14 protein-coding genes are annotated in these 15,358 nt (G+C 70.8%); 3 read left to right on the top strand and 11 right to left on the bottom strand.

From position 1 onward, the window contains the following. Positions 1 to 33: 33 nt before the first annotated feature. The 5 genes from ribH to FFS15_RS07535 form a co-directional block, all read right to left on the bottom strand. Positions 34 to 516: a 6,7-dimethyl-8-ribityllumazine synthase gene (gene ribH / locus FFS15_RS07555; protein ID WP_137844400.1), complete on the bottom strand. Its 483-nt coding sequence runs from the start codon at positions 514 to 516 to the stop codon at positions 34 to 36. After that, positions 513 to 1,790, bottom strand: a complete 1,278-nt coding sequence (gene ribA, locus FFS15_RS07550) for a GTP cyclohydrolase II (protein WP_137844399.1) — start codon at positions 1,788 to 1,790, stop codon at positions 513 to 515. The genes ribH and ribA overlap by 4 nt, the downstream gene beginning before the upstream one ends. Continuing rightward, the gene (locus tag FFS15_RS07545) at positions 1,787 to 2,461 is read right to left on the bottom strand and encodes a riboflavin synthase (RefSeq protein WP_137844398.1); all 675 of its coding nucleotides are present in this window, start codon (positions 2,459 to 2,461) and stop codon (positions 1,787 to 1,789) included. Before FFS15_RS07545 ends, ribA begins: the two co-directional genes overlap by 4 nt. Continuing rightward, complete coding sequence (ribD, locus tag FFS15_RS07540; protein WP_137844397.1) at positions 2,461 to 3,498, bottom strand: bifunctional diaminohydroxyphosphoribosylaminopyrimidine deaminase/5-amino-6-(5-phosphoribosylamino)uracil reductase RibD; 1,038 nt, start codon at positions 3,496 to 3,498, stop codon at positions 2,461 to 2,463. The genes FFS15_RS07545 and ribD overlap by 1 nt, the downstream gene beginning before the upstream one ends. Before the next feature lie 273 nt (positions 3,499 to 3,771). Next, positions 3,772 to 4,764 carry a sugar-binding domain-containing protein gene (locus FFS15_RS07535; protein WP_137844396.1) on the bottom strand — a complete coding sequence of 331 codons (993 nt, stop codon included), beginning with the start codon at positions 4,762 to 4,764 and terminating at the stop codon, positions 3,772 to 3,774. Between the two features lie 91 nt (positions 4,765 to 4,855). Between FFS15_RS07535 and FFS15_RS07530 the strand changes: the two genes are divergently transcribed. Both FFS15_RS07530 and glpK read left to right on the top strand, forming a co-directional pair. Then, positions 4,856 to 6,565 carry a glycerol-3-phosphate dehydrogenase/oxidase gene (locus FFS15_RS07530; RefSeq protein WP_137844395.1) on the top strand — a complete coding sequence of 570 codons (1,710 nt, stop codon included), beginning with the start codon at positions 4,856 to 4,858 and terminating at the stop codon, positions 6,563 to 6,565. Between the two features lie 74 nt (positions 6,566 to 6,639). Next, on the top strand, positions 6,640 to 8,199 hold the full coding sequence (glpK, locus tag FFS15_RS07525; protein ID WP_171013120.1) for a glycerol kinase GlpK: 1,560 nt from the start codon (positions 6,640 to 6,642) through the stop codon (positions 8,197 to 8,199). Here glpK and FFS15_RS07520 read toward each other — a convergent pair. After that, on the bottom strand, positions 8,192 to 9,052 hold the full coding sequence (locus FFS15_RS07520; RefSeq protein WP_137844393.1) for a DNA-formamidopyrimidine glycosylase family protein: 861 nt from the start codon (positions 9,050 to 9,052) through the stop codon (positions 8,192 to 8,194). The genes glpK and FFS15_RS07520 overlap by 8 nt on opposite strands. Positions 9,053 to 9,056: 4 nt before the next feature. Continuing rightward, positions 9,057 to 9,662 carry a GNAT family N-acetyltransferase gene (locus FFS15_RS07515; protein ID WP_349290455.1) on the bottom strand — a complete coding sequence of 202 codons (606 nt, stop codon included), beginning with the start codon at positions 9,660 to 9,662 and terminating at the stop codon, positions 9,057 to 9,059. Between the two features lie 250 nt (positions 9,663 to 9,912). Between FFS15_RS07515 and FFS15_RS07510 the strand changes: the two genes are divergently transcribed. Further along, on the top strand, positions 9,913 to 10,758 hold the full coding sequence (locus FFS15_RS07510) for a DUF559 domain-containing protein (RefSeq protein WP_137844392.1): 846 nt from the start codon (positions 9,913 to 9,915) through the stop codon (positions 10,756 to 10,758). Between the two features lie 174 nt (positions 10,759 to 10,932). On the opposite strand, the gene trpS is transcribed toward FFS15_RS07510, so the two are convergent. From trpS to FFS15_RS07490, 4 genes are read right to left on the bottom strand one after another with little or no spacing between them, the layout of a single operon-like run. Then, positions 10,933 to 11,937: a tryptophan--tRNA ligase gene (trpS, locus tag FFS15_RS07505; RefSeq protein ID WP_137844391.1), complete on the bottom strand. Its 1,005-nt coding sequence runs from the start codon at positions 11,935 to 11,937 to the stop codon at positions 10,933 to 10,935. Positions 11,938 to 11,992: 55 nt separating this feature from the next. Continuing rightward, positions 11,993 to 12,841, bottom strand: a complete 849-nt coding sequence (locus tag FFS15_RS07500) for an exodeoxyribonuclease III (protein WP_137844390.1) — start codon at positions 12,839 to 12,841, stop codon at positions 11,993 to 11,995. 45 nt (positions 12,842 to 12,886) lie between these two features. Further along, positions 12,887 to 14,116, bottom strand: a complete 1,230-nt coding sequence (locus tag FFS15_RS07495; RefSeq protein ID WP_137844389.1) for a YihY/virulence factor BrkB family protein — start codon at positions 14,114 to 14,116, stop codon at positions 12,887 to 12,889. A 19-nt stretch (positions 14,117 to 14,135) separates the two neighbouring features. Continuing rightward, positions 14,136 to 15,353 carry an MFS transporter gene (locus FFS15_RS07490; protein WP_249353827.1) on the bottom strand — a complete coding sequence of 406 codons (1,218 nt, stop codon included), beginning with the start codon at positions 15,351 to 15,353 and terminating at the stop codon, positions 14,136 to 14,138. Positions 15,354 to 15,358 lie beyond the last annotated feature (5 nt).

Raw genomic sequence — 15,358 nt, 5'->3', positions numbered from 1 at the left:
GGAGGAGGAACCGACCTCACGTGATACGTCGGGTCAGCGACCGGCGCGCAGCTCCCGCACCACCAGCGCGGTGCGGACGGCGGCATCCGCGGCTTCGAAGCCCTTGTCCTCGATCGACCCCGGCAGACCGGCGCGGGCGATGCCCTGGTCTTCGTCGTCGAGGGTCAGCACGCCGAAGCCGACGGGCTTGCCGGTATCCAGCGCCACCCGCGTGAGGCCGTCGGTCGCGGCCGACGACACGAACTCAAAGTGCGGCGTTCCGCCCCGGATGATGACGCCGAGCGCCACGACCGCGTCGGCTCCCGCCTCGAGGGCCGCCTTCGCCGCGACCGGCAGCTCGAACGATCCGGGCACGCGTACGAGTCGCCACGACGCACCGTACGCGTCGAGGGCGCGCTGCGCGCCGGCGATCAGCCCGTCGGTGATGACGTCATGCCAGGTTCCGGCGATGACGACGACGTCGAGTCCGCTCCCGTCGACGGTTCCGGTGATCTTCGGTGCGCCCGTGCCGCTCACGCGCCTGCTCCTTCGGTCAGCTGCTCGAGGGCGTCCGTCAGGTCGCCGTCGTCGATGATGTGGCCCATGCGGTCGCGCTTGGTGGCCAGGTACTGGTGGTTGTTGGGGCCGACGCCGACCAGCAGCGGCACCTGCTCGATGACCCGGAGGCCGAGCTCGCGCAGCTGGGTCACCTTGTCGGTGTTGTTGGTGAGCAACCGCACCTGGTGCACCCCGAGGTCGGCGAGGATGCCGGCCGCCGCCGCGTAGTCGCGCGCGTCGGCCGGAAGGCCGAGCGCGAGGTTCGCGTCGACGGTGTCGAGGCCCCGCTCCTGCAGGCTGTAGGCGCGGAGCTTGTTGATGAGCCCGATGCCGCGGCCCTCGTGGCCGCGCATGTAGATGACGACGCCGCCGTCCTTCTCGATCGCGTCGAGGGCTGCTTCCAGCTGGGGGCCGCACTCGCACTTGAGCGACCCGAAGGCCTCGCCGGTCAGGCACTCGGAGTGCACGCGAACGAGCGGGGCCTCGTCGGTGAGCTCGCCCGAGACGACGGCGAGGTGGTCGGTGCCGGTCGTGCGGTCCTTGTACGCGAGGAAGCGGAACTCGCCGTGCGATGTGGGCACGAGCGCCTCGGCGCGCAGGCTCACTCGACGCTTGTGCACCGCGTGACCCGGATCGGCGATCGGCTCGTGCTCGTTGAGGTACGCGATCAGCTGCTCGATGGTGATCACGGGCACGCCGTCGCGCGCGCCGAGCTCGATGAGCCCCGGCAGCCGCATCATCGATCCGTCTTCGGCGACGACCTCGGCGATCGCGCCGACCGGCTGCAGGCCCGCGAGGCGCATCAGCTCGACGGCGGCCTCGGTGTGGCCGCCGCGCTCGCGCACGCCGCCGTCGACGGCGCGCAGCGGCAGGATGTGACCGGGGCGGATCACGCTCGTGGGCACCGATGCGGGGTCTGCCAGCACGTTCAGGGTGTGCGCGCGGTCGGCTGCGCTGATGCCGGTCGAGACGCGGTCGGCCGCGTCGACGCTCACGGTGTACGCGGTCGAGCGGGCATCCTGATTGACCTCCACCATCGGTGGCAGGTCGAGCCGGTCGGCCCAGTCGGCGGGCATCGGCGCGCAGATGAACCCGCTGGACCAGCGGACGGTCCACGCGATCCACTCGGGGGTCGCGAGCTGAGCCGAGATGACGACGTCACCCTCGTTCTCACGGTTCTCATCGTCCGCGACGATGACGGGCTTGCCGGCGCGCAGCGCCTCGAGGGCCTCGGGGATGGGGGAAAGGCTCATGCGGAGCCTCCTTCCGTGGGTGCGGCAATCGCCGCGGACGAGTCGGGCGCCGTGACGGCGGCGGTGAAAGAGAGCAGGCGCTGCACGTGGCGCGCCAGGATGTCGGTCTCGAGATTGACGCGGTCGCCGGCGACACGGGTGCCGAGAGTCGTCGCCGCGAGGGTTTCGGGGATGAGCGATACCTCGAACCAGTGGATGCCGCCTGCCGGCGCCGCCTCGCTCGCTGCGCTCACGGTGAGCGAGACCCCGTCCACGGCGATCGACCCCTTGTCGACGACGAGCGGTGCGAGCTCGGCCGGCAGTGCGATGCGCACGACGCTCCACTGCGCGCCCGGGCGCACGTCGAGCACCTCACCGGTGCCGTCGATGTGCCCCTGCACGATGTGGCCGCCGAGTCGCCCGTGCGCCACGGTGGCGCGTTCGAGGTTGACGGCGAGCCCGGGCACCACGCCCGCGAGCGTCGACATCGCGAGCGTCTGGCGCATGACGTCGGCGGTGAACCAATCCGATCCTTGATCGACGACCGTGAGGCACACGCCGCTGACCGCGATCGAGTCGCCGTGCGCGGCATCCGACACGGCTCTCGGCCCCTGCACCGTGAGCCGCACGCCGTCTCCCGCCGTTTCGACGGCGGTGACGGCACCGATCTCTTCGACGATTCCGGTGAACATCAGCGCTCTCCTTCGGGGTGTGCGGACGCGGGGTGGGCGATGACCAGCAGGTCGTCGCCGAGTCGTTCGACGGATGCCGTCACCAGGCGCCGCTGCTCGGCGATGGTCGCGACTCCGAGGTCGGTGAGCGCGAGTCGATCTCCGCCGAGGAGCGTCGGGGCGACGTACACGAGCACGTCGTCGGCGAGGCCCTCGCGCAGGAATGCGCTCGCGACGGTGGGTCCGCCTTCGACGAAGACGCGGTGAACGCCGCGTTCGCGCAGCTCTGCCAGCACGGCCGGCAGGTCGCCGCCGGGCCGGTGGACGAGGGGGAGCGGATGCCGCGTCACCGCCGCACCTGCGGGAATCGCGCGCGACCCGAGGACGACGGGCATCGGCTGGTGGTCGTAGAGGGCGCAGTCCGGGCGGCGAGCCGTGAGCGCCGGGTCGTCGGCCAGCAGTGTGCCGGTCCCGACGACGATGGCATCTGCCTCCGCGCGGCGCCGATGCACATCGGCGCGGGCGTCGGGGCCGGTGATCCACTGGCTCGTGCCGTCGGCGGCAGCAGCGCGCCCGTCGAGGCTCTGCGCCCACTTCACCGTGACGTGCGGGCGCCCGAGGCGCTGAACGGTGAGCCACGAGTCCACGAGTTCGGCGGCTTCGTCCGCGCGAAGCCCCACCTCGACCTCGACACCCGCTGCGCGCAGGCGTTCGCCTCCGCCCGACGATGCCGCGCCCGGGTCGGCGACGGCGTAGACGACGCGTGCGACGCCCGCTTCGATCAGCGCGACCGCGCACGGCCCGGTCCGCCCGGTGTGGTTGCAGGGTTCGAGGGTGACTACGGCGGTCGCGCCGCGGGCGGCGCCCGGTGCGATCTTCGATAGCGCGTCGACTTCGGCGTGGGGGGTGCCGGCGCCGCGATGCCAGCCCTCGGCGAGGATCTCACCGGTGGCGGAAAGCACGACCGCGCCGACCTGGGGGTTCACCCCGCGGGGTCCTTGCGCCGCCAGCGCGAGGGCACGATCCATCGCGCCGCGCTCCGCGTCCGTCACCGTCATCCGTCGTCCTGTCTCACCTTGCGGTGCTCCGGGCAACGGGAAGCGGCGGTGCGCGTGGCACCGCTCGTGCTGCCTCCCATCCGGACTAGCGACGGAGTACTTCTCAGATCTCTGTCGCATCACCGTCGGTTCCGGAATTCCACCGGATCAGCCATGACTGCTTCCCTATCGGGAAGCCGCCTCAGCTCGCGGACTGTCACCGCCGGTTCGGATTCTCACCGACCCCGGAGCACGTTTCTGCTCACGAGTGTAGTCAACGCGCCGACGGGCGGTTCATTCCATGTCGGCGAATGATCCGGCGCCGGCACCGTCGGTGAGGGCGCGTGCGGTCGCCTCGTCGACGACCAGGTCGGTGGCGAGACCCGCCGCGAGGGCACCCCGCAGGCTCGACAGCTTCGATACGCCCGACACGACGCAGAGGCGTCGCGGCACGCGGCGCAGCACGTCGAAGTGCGGGCCGGTCGCACGATCGTTCAGCGCGATGCCGTCGCTCGAGCCGTCGGCTCGGAAGAACACCGTCGCGACGTCGCCGACCACCCCGGCGGTCTCGAGGGCGGCGAGTTCCTGCGCTTCCAGATACCCGCCGGTGTAGACGTGGCTCGGCACGCGAGATCCTGCCGAGCCCGTGCTGAAGACGACGAGATCCATCGCCGCCTGCATCGCGAGGATGCGGCGCATGCTGCGCTCGCGCCACATCGCGACCTTGGTGCGCGGGTCGTCGAAGAACGCCGGCACCGGGAACTGCTGGGCGCTTGCGCCGTACGCCGTCGCGAAGCGGCTGAGGATCTCACTCGCGTAGAGCAGGCCCGTCGTGTGGGTGTTCCCCGACCCGTTCAGCTGCACGAATGTCGCACCGTGGACGGGCTGGGGGATGAGGTGCCGACTGACGGCGGCCGTCGTCGAGCCCCATGCCACCCCGATCGTCATGTCGGCCTGCACGAGCTCGTTCAGCATGTGGGCGGCGGCGACCGCGACGCGCTCGAGGCGTTCGACGTCGCCGGCGTCGTCGGGCACCGGCACCACGTGTGCGGTCACGCCGAACCGGTCGGCGAGTCGGTCCTCGAGAAGCTGCGGGGCGGCGAACGGCGATCGGATGCGGATGTCGACGATCCCGCTCGCTCGTGCGTGGGTGAGCAGGCGAGAGACCGTGGATCGCGACGTCCCGAGCTCGCGCGCGATCGCCTCCATCGTGCGGTCCTGCACGTAGTAGAGGTGCGCGGCGGTCAGGGCTCGCCGCACGGTCTTGGCATCCGTCTGGTCATCCACGAAGTCAGTCTGCACGTATGTGCAGAAGGTCTGCAAGGACGTCCAGCGATGTCATCATGGAGGGACGGCGTACGAGACACCAGGGGGACGCATGACCGGGGCAGGCACGGCACGAGGATTCGACGCACTGGCAGAGCGCCCGTACGCGGATGTGCTCATCATCGGCGGCGGCATCAATGGGCTCGCGACGTTCCGCGATCTCGCCCTGCAGGGCGTCGATGTCGCGCTGGTCGAGAGCGCCGATTTCATCAGCGGCGCCTCTGCCGCCTCGTCGCACATGATCCATGGCGGCATCCGCTATCTCGAGAACGGCGAGTTCCGTCTCGTCCACGAAGCGGTCACCGAGCGCAACGCGCTCCTGCGCATCGCTCCGCACTACGTGCGGCCGCTCCAGACCACCATCCCGATCTTCACCACCTTCGCCGGAATCCTGAGCGCCCCGCTGCGGTTCCTGCGCCACGGCGGCAAGCACCACGGCCGTGGTGCGGTGCTCATCAAGATCGGCCTCGTGATCTACGACTCGTTCTCGCGGAGTGGCGGGCGCGTGCCCCGGCACTCGTTCCAGGGTCGCAAGCGCTCGCTCGCGGAGCTCCCCGAGCTGAACCCCGGCGTGAAGTACACCGCCACCTATTGGGATGCCTCGCTCCACGATCCTGAGCGACTCGCGATCGACGTGCTCCGGGACGGGCGCGCCGCGGGCGCCGATCGCGCGCGCGCGGCCAACTACACCGCCGCGGCCGGGGTGCGGGACGGACGCGTCGTGCTGCGGGACGGCGTCACCGGTGCCGAGACGCTGTTCGCGGCATCCGTCGTCATCAATGCCACCGGGCCCTGGACCGATCTCACCAACCTCGCCCTCGGCGACCCCACCCGCTACATGGGCGGCACGAAGGGCTCGCACATCGTGCTCGACCACCCTGAGCTGCTCGCGGCGACGGGTGGGCGCGAGCTCTTCTTCGAGAACGAGGACGGCCGCATCGTCCTCATCTATCCGCTCAAGGGCCGCGTGCTGGTCGGCACGACAGACCTCGAGCACGAGATGACCGACCCGATCGTGTGCACCGAGGACGAGGTGGACTACTTCTTCGATCTGATCGGGCAGGTCCTTCCCGCTGTCGCCGTGGACCGCTCGCAGATCGTCTACCGCTTCGCGGGTGTTCGTCCGCTGCCGGGCCACGGCGAGACCGCCCCCGGATTCGTCTCGCGCGACTACCGCGTCGAGTCGGCCCCCCTTGTGGGCACCGACGCCACTGTGCTGAGCCTCGTCGGCGGCAAGTGGACGACATTCCGGGCGTCGGCCGAGCATCTCGCAGATCGGGCCATGCACCTCCTCGCGCGGCCTCGCCGGCGCTCGACCAAGGGCGTGCCGATCGGCGGCGGACGCGGGTACCCCACCACTGAGCGCGCGCGCCAGCAGTGGATCGCAGCGCACACCGACGAGCTGCCCGCCGATCGGGTCGCGACCCTGCTCGACCGGTACGGCACGATCGCCACCGCCGTCATCGACGCCATCGCCGAGGACGCCGCAGACGCACCCCTCGTGCACGTCCCGGGCTACAGCACGGGCGAGCTGCGCCACATCGCCGCGACCGAAGACGTCGTCCACCTCGATGATCTGCTCAAGCGCCGCACGAGCCTCGCGTTCGTTGGCGCTGCGGGTCCCGACGCCGTCGCCGAGATCGCCGCCGCCGTCGCGCCCTCACTCGGGTGGGATGCTGCGCGCATCGAGACCGAGATCGCGCGCGGTCTCGCCGGTGTCCATGCCGCCGATCCGACCTGGGCGACCGCCTCCGCGCGATAGCCTGACCGCACCCCGGGCGCAGGCGCGCGGGTCACCGAATGCGGGCACCGCCGCCCACGAGGAAGGAGAGGGCGTTGGCAGATCACGTCCTGGCCATCGATCAGGGAACGACCTCGACACGGGCGATCGTCTTCGACGTCCGCGGTGGGGTCGTCGCCTCCGCACAGCGCGAGCACGAGCAGCATTTCCCGCGCGCCGGATGGGTCGAGCACGATCCTGTCGAGATCTGGACCAACACCGAATGGGTGATCGCCGCGTGCCTGCAGCGGGCCGAGGTCGCAGCATCCGACGTCGCCGCCGTCGGGGTGACGAATCAGCGCGAGACCGCGATGGTGTGGGACAAGCGCACCGGACGCCCTGTCTACAACGCGATCGTGTGGCAGGACACGCGTACGCAGCCCCGCATCGACGCCCTCGCCGCCGAGGGCGGAGAGGCCGGCACGTTCCGCTTCGCGGAGACCACCGGCTTGCCGCTGGCCACCTACTTCTCGGCATCCAAGATCGCGTGGATCCTCGACCAGGTCCCCGGCGCGCGCGAAGCCGCTGCCGCCGGCGACCTCCTCTTCGGCACACCCGACACGTGGGTGATCTGGAATCTCACCGGAGGCGCTCGCGGCGGCATCCACGTCACCGATGTGACGAACGCGAGCCGCACGCTGCTCATGGACCTGCGCACCCTCGACTGGTCGGACGAGCTGCTGGAGGTGTGGGGGATTCCGCGCGCGATGATGCCCGAGATCCGCTCGTCGTCCGAGGTGGTGGGCACATCGCATCTGCCGGATGTTCTGCACGGCGCGCCGATCGCGGGCATCCTCGGCGACCAGCAGGCGGCGACCTTCGGGCAGGCCGCGTTCGACGCGGGGGAGTCGAAGAACACCTACGGCACCGGCAATTTCCTGCTGGTGAACACCGGCACCGAGATCGTGCGGTCGCAGAGCGGCCTCATCACGACGGTCGCGTACCGGTGCACCGGCGAGCCCGCGCGCTATGCGCTCGAGGGCTCGATCGCGGTGACCGGCTCACTCGTGCAGTGGCTGCGCGACAACCTCGGGATCATCCAGCGCTCGGAAGACGTCGAATCGCTCGCCGCGAGCGTCGAAGACAACGGCGGCGCGTACTTCGTGCCCGCGTTCTCGGGACTGTATGCCCCGTACTGGCGGCCCGACGCGCGCGGCGCGCTCGTGGGCATGACCCGATACGTCAACAAGGCGCACATCGCGCGTGCGGCCCTCGAGTCGACGGCATTCCAGACCCGCGACGTGGTCGAGGCGGTCGTCGCCGACACCGGGCGCGCCCTGCCCGAGATGCGGGTCGACGGCGGGATGACCCGCAACGACGGGCTCATGCAGTTCCAGGCCGACATCCTCGGCATCCCGGTGGTGCGACCGCGCGTCGTCGAGACCACGGCGCTCGGCGCGGCCTACGCCGCCGGACTCGCGACAGGCGTGTGGACGAGCCGCGACGAGCTGCGCGAGCACTGGCGCGAGGACGTGCGCTTCGAGCCGCGGATGCCGGCCGAGGAGCGCGAGCGGCGCTATCGGCTGTGGCAGAAGGCGGTGGCGAAGTCGCTCGACTGGGTCGACGACGATGCGCGCGAGATGATGGGGACGACCGGCCGCGCACCGGCTACTTGAGCAGCCGCGACAGGCGCCGGTCGGCGAGGATCTTGCCGCCGGTCTGACACGTCGCGCAGTACTCGAGCGAGTTGTCGGCGAAGAAGACGCTGCGCACCGTGTCACCGCACACCGGGCACGTCTCGCCGCGCCGCCCGTGCACCTGCATGCCGCGGCGCTTGGCGTCTTTCAGCTCGGCGGGGGGCTTGCCGGATGCCGCGGCGACGGCATCCGTCAGCGTCTCGATCATCGCCGCGTGCAGGCGCGCGACGTCGTCTTCGGACAGCGACGACGCGAGCGCGTACGGCGACATCTTCGCTGCGTGCAGGATCTCGTCGGAGTAGGCGTTGCCGACACCGGCGATCGTGGACTGGTCGCGGAGGACCCCCTTGATCTGCGTGCGACGCCCCGCGAGGAGCCCCGCGAAGGTCTCGAGCGGGATCGCGGGGTCGAGCGGATCGGGGCCGAGCCGGGCGATGCCGGGGACGTCAGCGGGTTCGCGCACGACGTAGACCGCCAGCGACTTCTTGGTGCCCGCTTCGGTCAGATCGAACCCCGAGCCGTCGCCGAGCGCCACGCGCAGCGCGATCGGCGTCTTGCCCGGTTTGATGAGGGTGGCGGGGAGCTGCTCGGTGAAGCGCAGCCAGCCCGCCTTGGCGAGGTGGAAGATGAGGTGCGGGCCGGTGGTCGCGAGATCGATGAACTTGCCGTGCCGCGAAGCGCGGGTGATCTCGGAGCCGTTCAGGGCGTCGATGGGCGGGTCGTAGGTCTTCAGCGCGGCGATGTTCGCGACCATCGTGCGCGTGATCGGCACGTCCGTGAGCCGCCCGTCGAGGAAGTCGACGAGCCCCTGCACCTCGGGCATCTCGGGCATGCGCTCATCCTGCCACGCCGGGCGGATGGCGTGTCAGTGGCGTGTTCAGTCGCCCAGCGGAGGCCAGGGCTGCGGCGTCCGGTCGTCGGTCGTGAGAAGGGCTGCGACCCAGCCGTCGTCGCGGCGCTTGGAATCGACGAGGGCGGCGCATGAGCCCTTCGTAGCGGAACCCGAGGGAGCGCGCGACCTTGGCCGATGCGAGGTTGCCGACCACTGCGCGCCACTCGATGCGCGTGAGCCCGAGCCCGTCGGGTGCGAAGCCCCAGCGGATCACCTCGTTCGCGGCCTCGAGCAGGCGGCCGCCGCCGCGCGATTTCGGAGCCATCCAGAAGCCGATCTCGCCGTTGCCGTCGCCGTCCATGCGGTAGAGGCCGATCGTGCCGACGAGCACGTCCGCCTCGTGGATCCCCCACGTGAGGTTGCGTCCGGCCGCCCAGTCGGCGGGGATGCGCGCTATGAAGGCCTCGGCGTGCGACCGCTCGTACGGCACCGGCACAGGGGTGTAGCGCTGGATCCCGGGGTCCTGGCACGCCCGGAAGATCGCGTCGACGTCGGCCTCGGTCGGCAACGACAACTCGAGTCGCTCGGTGCGCAGGGTCACAGGTTCCACCGGCACAGCCTACGGTGCGGGTCGTGGCCCGCGCGGCGGTCTATGTGCCCCGCCACCCGTTCATAACTCCGGATGGTTGCAACAGCCCGGTCCATGAGCCGCGGGATTCTGGGCTTTGTCATCGCGGCGTCGTCAACCATCCGGAGTTATGAACGCTGCCACTCCTCCACAGCGGGGAGTTCGAGCGGCAGCATCCACAATTCGGCGGAAGGCCGCCGTTCGGTGGGGCAGTCGAACGAACCTCTCCTGCATGTGGACGAGTTACCGGACGCGCGCAGACCTGCTGGAGGACGGCATGAGCGGACGCGAGATCACGAGGGCGGTCAGAGCCGGCGTGCTCATTCGGGCGCGCCGCGACCGGTACCTGCACATCGAGACGCCGGATGCTGTCGTGCGAGCCGTGCGTGTGGGCGGGCGCCTGACCTGCCTGTCGCTCCTGCAACTGCTCGGTGTCTTCGTGCTCGCGAACGTGCGTCTGCACGTACACGTCCCGCGAGACGCGACCCGGATGCGCACTCCGCAGAGTCGGAGCAGGAGGCTTCGACCGCGGAGGTCGCTCGGGACCCGGCTGCACTGGCTCGCCGCGCCAGAGGTCGACGTGCGATCCACCTGCGCCGACATCCGCGTCGCCTTGGCTCACGCCGTGCTGTGTCAGCCGCCACGGGCCGCGGTCGCTTCAATCGACAGCGCCCTGAACCTGGGGCTGCTGGGCGCAGATGCCCTGCGGGACGTTTTCGCGATGCTCCCGGCGAAGTATGGCGCGCTCGAGCGTCTGGTCGACGGTCGAGCACAGTCGGGACCCGAGACCTTCGTGCGGCTGATGGCTCGCGGACTGGGATGCGACATCGAGCTGCAGGTCGCGTTCGCCGGCATCGGCTTCGTCGATCTGGTGCTCGACGGCTGGCTGGTGGTCGAGTGCGACAGCAGGCAGTACCACTCGGGCTGGGCGCAGCAGCTGAAGGACTACCGCCGCGACCTGGCGTTGGCGCGGCTGGGCTACTGCGTCCTCCGGCTGACCGCCGAGGACATCATGTACCGCCCGGAGGAGGTGCTGGCCGCGCTCCGCGGGATGCTGTCCAGGCACGCAACGCGCTGACGGTCGTCACGCCACACGCGCCGACTTTCCGCCACCCGCCCTCTGCCGAGTCGCGCGTGTTCATAACTCCGGATGGTTCGCGCGCGAGGCCCGATTCCGACGCGAATCGCGCGGTCATCCGGAGTTATGAACGTCTGCGGTGACGAACCACCGCCCACCACCGCTCGCCGCAACTCAGCGCCGGCGCAGCAGGCCGACCTTGTCGTACACGTCGCCGAGGGTGCGGTCGGCGACGTCGGCGGCGCGCTCGGCGTTCGCACCGAGCACACGGTCGAGCTCGGCGGGGTCGTCGAGCAGCTCGAGCGCGCGAGCGCGCACCGGACCGAACTCGTTCACGACGACGTCGGCGAGGCCCTTCTTGAAGTCGCCGTAGCCGCGGCCCGCGTATTCGTCCTCGATCGCGGGGATCTGCCGGCCGGTGAGGGCGGCGTAGATCACGAGCAGGTTCGAGACGCCCGGCTTGTTCTCGCGGTCGTACCGCACCGAGCCTTCGGAGTCGGTCACAGCCCGCATGACCTTCTTGGCCGACGCCGACGGGTCATCGAGCAACCACAGCACCCCGGCATCCGATTCGGCAGACTTCGACATCTTCGCGACCGGGTTCTGCAGGTCGTAGATGCGCGCGGTGTCCTGCTGGATCACGGGCATCGGCACCCGGAAGGTCTGGCCGTAGCGGGAGTTGAACCGCTCGGCGAGGTCGCGCGTGAGCTCGACGTGCTGCTTCTGGTCGTCGCCGACCGGAACGATGTCGGTCTGGTAGAGCAGGATGTCGGCGGCCATCAGCACCGGGTAGGTGAACAGGCCCACCGAGGTCGCATCGTTGCCGTACCGGGTCGACTTGTCCTTGAACTGCGTCATGCGCCCGGCCTCGCCGAAGCCGGTGATGGTCGAGAGGATCCACGCGAGCTCGGCGTGGGCGTGCACGTGCGACTGCACGTAGAGGGTCGACTTCGACGGCTCGATCCCGGCGGCGATGTACTGCGCGGCGGTGCGGCGCGTCTTCTCGCGGAGCTCGGCCGGATCGTTCGGCTGGGTGAGCGCGTGCAGGTCGACGACCGAGAAGAAGGCGTCGTACGCCTCCTGCAGATCGCGCCACTGCATGAGGGCCCCGATGTAGTTGCCGATCTGCAGGGAGTCGGCCGAGGGCTGCATGCCGGAGTACAGGCGCGGTTTGCTCATCCGACCAGTCTAGAGAGCGGATGCCGCGGCCTCGGCCGAACGCCGCGTCCCGCGCTCAGGCGCCGATCGTGTAATCCGCGACGACCGGGGCGTGGTCGCTCCAGCGCGTGTCCCACGACGGTGCCCGCACCACCTGATAGTCGGTCACGCGCTCGGCGAGGGCGGGGGTGGCGAGGTGATAGTCGATGCGCCAGCCGGCGTCGTTGTCGAACGCGCGCCCCCGCATCGACCACCACGTGTACGGGCCGTCGATGTCGCCGTGGTGGCGGCGCCCGACGTCGACCCAGCCGAGGCCTGGGCCGGTCGAGCCGTCGACGCCTGCGACCTCGGCGCCTGCGGCGCCCAGGAACCGGTCGAAGTACGCGCGCTCGCGGGGAAGGAACCCGGCCTTTTTGACATTGCCCTTCCAGTTGCGGATGTCGAGCTCGCGGTGGCCCACGTTCAGGTCGCCCATGACGATCGCGAGAGGAGACGTGGCGGCGAGCTGCGGCATCCGACGCTCCATCGCATCGAGGAACGCCCACTTCGCATCCTGCCGGGGCGTGTCGGCCTCGCCGGTGTGCACGTAGGCGCTCACGACGGAGAGCTGCTCGCCGTCGATGTCGAAGTCGGCCTCGATCCAGCGTCCGGCCGAATCCAGCGGCTCGGGGCCGAGCACGCGGCGGGCCTCGACCGACGGCAGGCGACTGGCCACTGCCACGCCGGCACGCCCCTTCGCGAGCGCCTCGTCGTTGACGACCTCCCACCCGGGGAGGGCGGCGCGCAGCTCGGCTTCTGTCGCGCGCACCTCTTGCAGTGCCATGACGTCGACATCGGCGGCGTCGAGCCACTCGAGCATGCCCTTGCGCGTCGCCGCGCGGATTCCGTTGACGTTGATCGAGGCGATGCGGATGCTGCGAGACACGACCGCCAGCCTAGCCTCGGCCTCCGACACGCAATGTCGGCCGCGTCACTCCAGCAGAGAGCCGCGCTTCGCCGCCGGCGGGGGCGCGGACGCCTCGACGCGGTCGAGCTCGTCCTGCGCCTCGCGCACCGCGCGGCGCGCGAACGGCATGCGGTACCACGGGGCGCTGTCGCGCTCCTGCTGGGCGGTTCGCAGGCGCACGTGGGCCGCAAGCAGCAGCGCGCTGTGCTCTTCGGCGAGCCGCTCGGCCTCGGTCTGCGGCAGCAGCGGCACATCGTGATCGTGCGCGGCGACGGCGATCCACGCAGCCGCGACCAGCATGATGATGCCGATGATGCGGAACCACAGCAGGAGCCCCACGAAGATCGCGAACGTCGCGAGCAGCGCATTGGAGGGCGTGTAGATGAAGAGCCAGCCCGTGAACAGCTGCAGCACCGTGATCGCTCCGCCGCCGAGGAGCGCGCCCGGCCAGATGCGCCGCCATGCGAGCTTCGTGCCGGTGAGGAAGCGGATGAGGGCGCCGAGGGCGGCGGTGAAGACGACGAACGAGATCAGGATCGTGCCGATGCGGGTCGCGGCGCCGTACCAGCCGGTCGCATCGCTCCAGCCGAACAGGCTGAACACGAGGCTCAGCGCCCACGTGCCGATCGACGTCGCGACGAATCCGATGGCGAGTGCGAGCGCGAACGCGAGGGCGCCGAGGAGGTCTCTCGCCTTCAGGAAGACGTAGCTGCGGAGGTCGGGCGGGAGTCCGAAGATGTCGCGCACCGCGCGGCGCGCGAAGGTGACGAAGCCGATGGCGGTCCAGATGAGGGTGCCGAGGGCGATGATGCCGGTGACGCCGAGGGTGGTCGCGCTGCTCGTGGCGATCGCCGTGACCTGCTCGGGTGTGAAGAGGCCGCCCTCAGGGGCGATGAGGCCGGGGATGTAGCTGTTGATCAGGTTGATGAGGGCGGTGATCGCCTCTTCGCTGCCGCCGAGCCAGAGCCCGGCAGCGGCGAAGGCCACGTAGATGCCCGCGAACGTCGCGAACAGCGCCTGGTAGCTGACGCCCGCGGCGAGCAGGAACCCGTTGTGCTGCAGGAAGTGCCGCCACACACGCACGGGGAACGTCGCCAGCGTCGCCTGCGTCAGCGCAGTCGCCCGGCTGATCGGCACGTCGAAGCGCTCGCGAAGACTGACCTGCGTCGCCTCGAACCGATCCCGCAGGCGTTCCTCTTCGGCGCGAGCGGTGGCCGCCGCATCTCGGTGCTCCCGCGAGGAATCGTCCGTCACGGTGTCAGACTAGCGAGCGTCAGCGGGGCGACGCGGCATCCACGGCCCGAGCCTCGGACGCGGTTCGGAATCGGGGCACCACGAACAGCACCGCCGCGAGGACGACAGCCGGCAGCAGGAACGCGAGGCCGAGCCCGGTGCCTTCGGCGACGACCCCCACGGCCACCGCGCCCAGGATCGCGCCGGCGTAGTTGAAGAGGTTGACGCGCGCGATCACCTGGTCGCTGTGCGCGGGGTCGAGGTCGCCCGCGGCGCCGAAGGCGACCGGCACGAGGACTCCGGTGGCGACGCCGGCGAGGGCGAAGCCGACGACGGCCATGCCGGGTGCGGGCGCCAGCACGACGACGACGCAGCCGACGACCGAGACGACGACCGCGATCGCCACGAGGCGGCGTGGTCCGAGCGGCGGCAGCAGACGGTCGGTGACGAGCCGCGCCACCAGCACCGCCGCCTGGTAGGCCGCGTACCCGAGGGGCGCGAGCCACGGCAGCGCGGCCAGGCCGTCGTAGAGGTAGACGGTGCTCCACGTGCTCACGGCCGAGTCGACCACGAATGCGGCGAGGATCACGAAGCCGAACGCCCAGATGCCGGCACGGGGGAGCGGCACGCGCGCCCGCGGCTCGGAAGCCGCGGGCGCAGCATCCGCCCCATCCGCACCCTCGACCGCGAACAAGCGCGATCCGACGGCGCCGATGACGAGCGCGACGACCCCGGCGGTCGCGAGGGCGACGCCTGCGGCGAGGGCGGATGCCGCCACGAGCGACACCAGGAGGGCGCCTGCGATCGCGGCCGCCGTGAGCGCGGCGAAGAAGCCGCCGAGAAGGGGGCGCCCGTACGCCCGCTGCAGGGCGACGCCCTGCATCGCGGCGGCGGCGTCGACGCAGCCGAGTCCGACGCCGAACAGCGCGAAGGCGACGACGAACAAGGGGAAAGGCGTCGGGATCGCGATGAGGGGGAGTGCGAGGCCCTGCAGGATGAGGCCGAGCGCCAGCGCGGGGCGGCTGCCCGCGCGCACGGCGACGAGGTTCGCGAGCACCGAGCCGCCGGCGGCGAGGATGGCGACGCCGAGAACGAGGATCGTGACGACCGTGTCGTCGACGCTCTGGCGCTCCTTGAGCGCGGGCAGCGACGTCACGATCACGGCGTAGCCGAGGCCCTGGGCGGCGTAGGCGGCGGTCACGGCGCCGCGCGCGCGGCGCATCCCGGCCGTGAGGATGAGGGGAGCGCCGGATGTCACGTGCG

The sequence above is a fragment of the Microbacterium sp. 2FI genome, from assembly GCF_005502885.1.
In the GTDB taxonomy this organism is placed as follows: Bacteria; Actinomycetota; Actinomycetes; order Actinomycetales; family Microbacteriaceae; genus Microbacterium.
Note: the sequence above shows the minus strand (reverse complement) of the source record. Positions and strands in the feature narration are given on the sequence as shown.

Coding starts and splice junctions, on each gene's coding strand:
- ribA (WP_137844399.1), bottom strand. CDS start 1,790: ATGAGCCTTTCCCCCATCCCCGAGGCCCTCGAGGCGCTGCGCGCCGGC.
- FFS15_RS07545 (WP_137844398.1), bottom strand. CDS start 2,461: ATGTTCACCGGAATCGTCGAAGAGATCGGTGCCGTCACCGCCGTCGAA.
- ribD (WP_137844397.1), bottom strand. CDS start 3,498: ATGACGGTGACGGACGCGGAGCGCGGCGCGATGGATCGTGCCCTCGCG.
- FFS15_RS07530 (WP_137844395.1), top strand. CDS start 4,856: ATGACCGGGGCAGGCACGGCACGAGGATTCGACGCACTGGCAGAGCGC.
- FFS15_RS07520 (WP_137844393.1), bottom strand. CDS start 9,052: ATGCCCGAGATGCCCGAGGTGCAGGGGCTCGTCGACTTCCTCGACGGG.
- FFS15_RS07510 (WP_137844392.1), top strand. CDS start 9,913: ATGTGGACGAGTTACCGGACGCGCGCAGACCTGCTGGAGGACGGCATG.
- trpS (WP_137844391.1), bottom strand. CDS start 11,937: ATGAGCAAACCGCGCCTGTACTCCGGCATGCAGCCCTCGGCCGACTCC.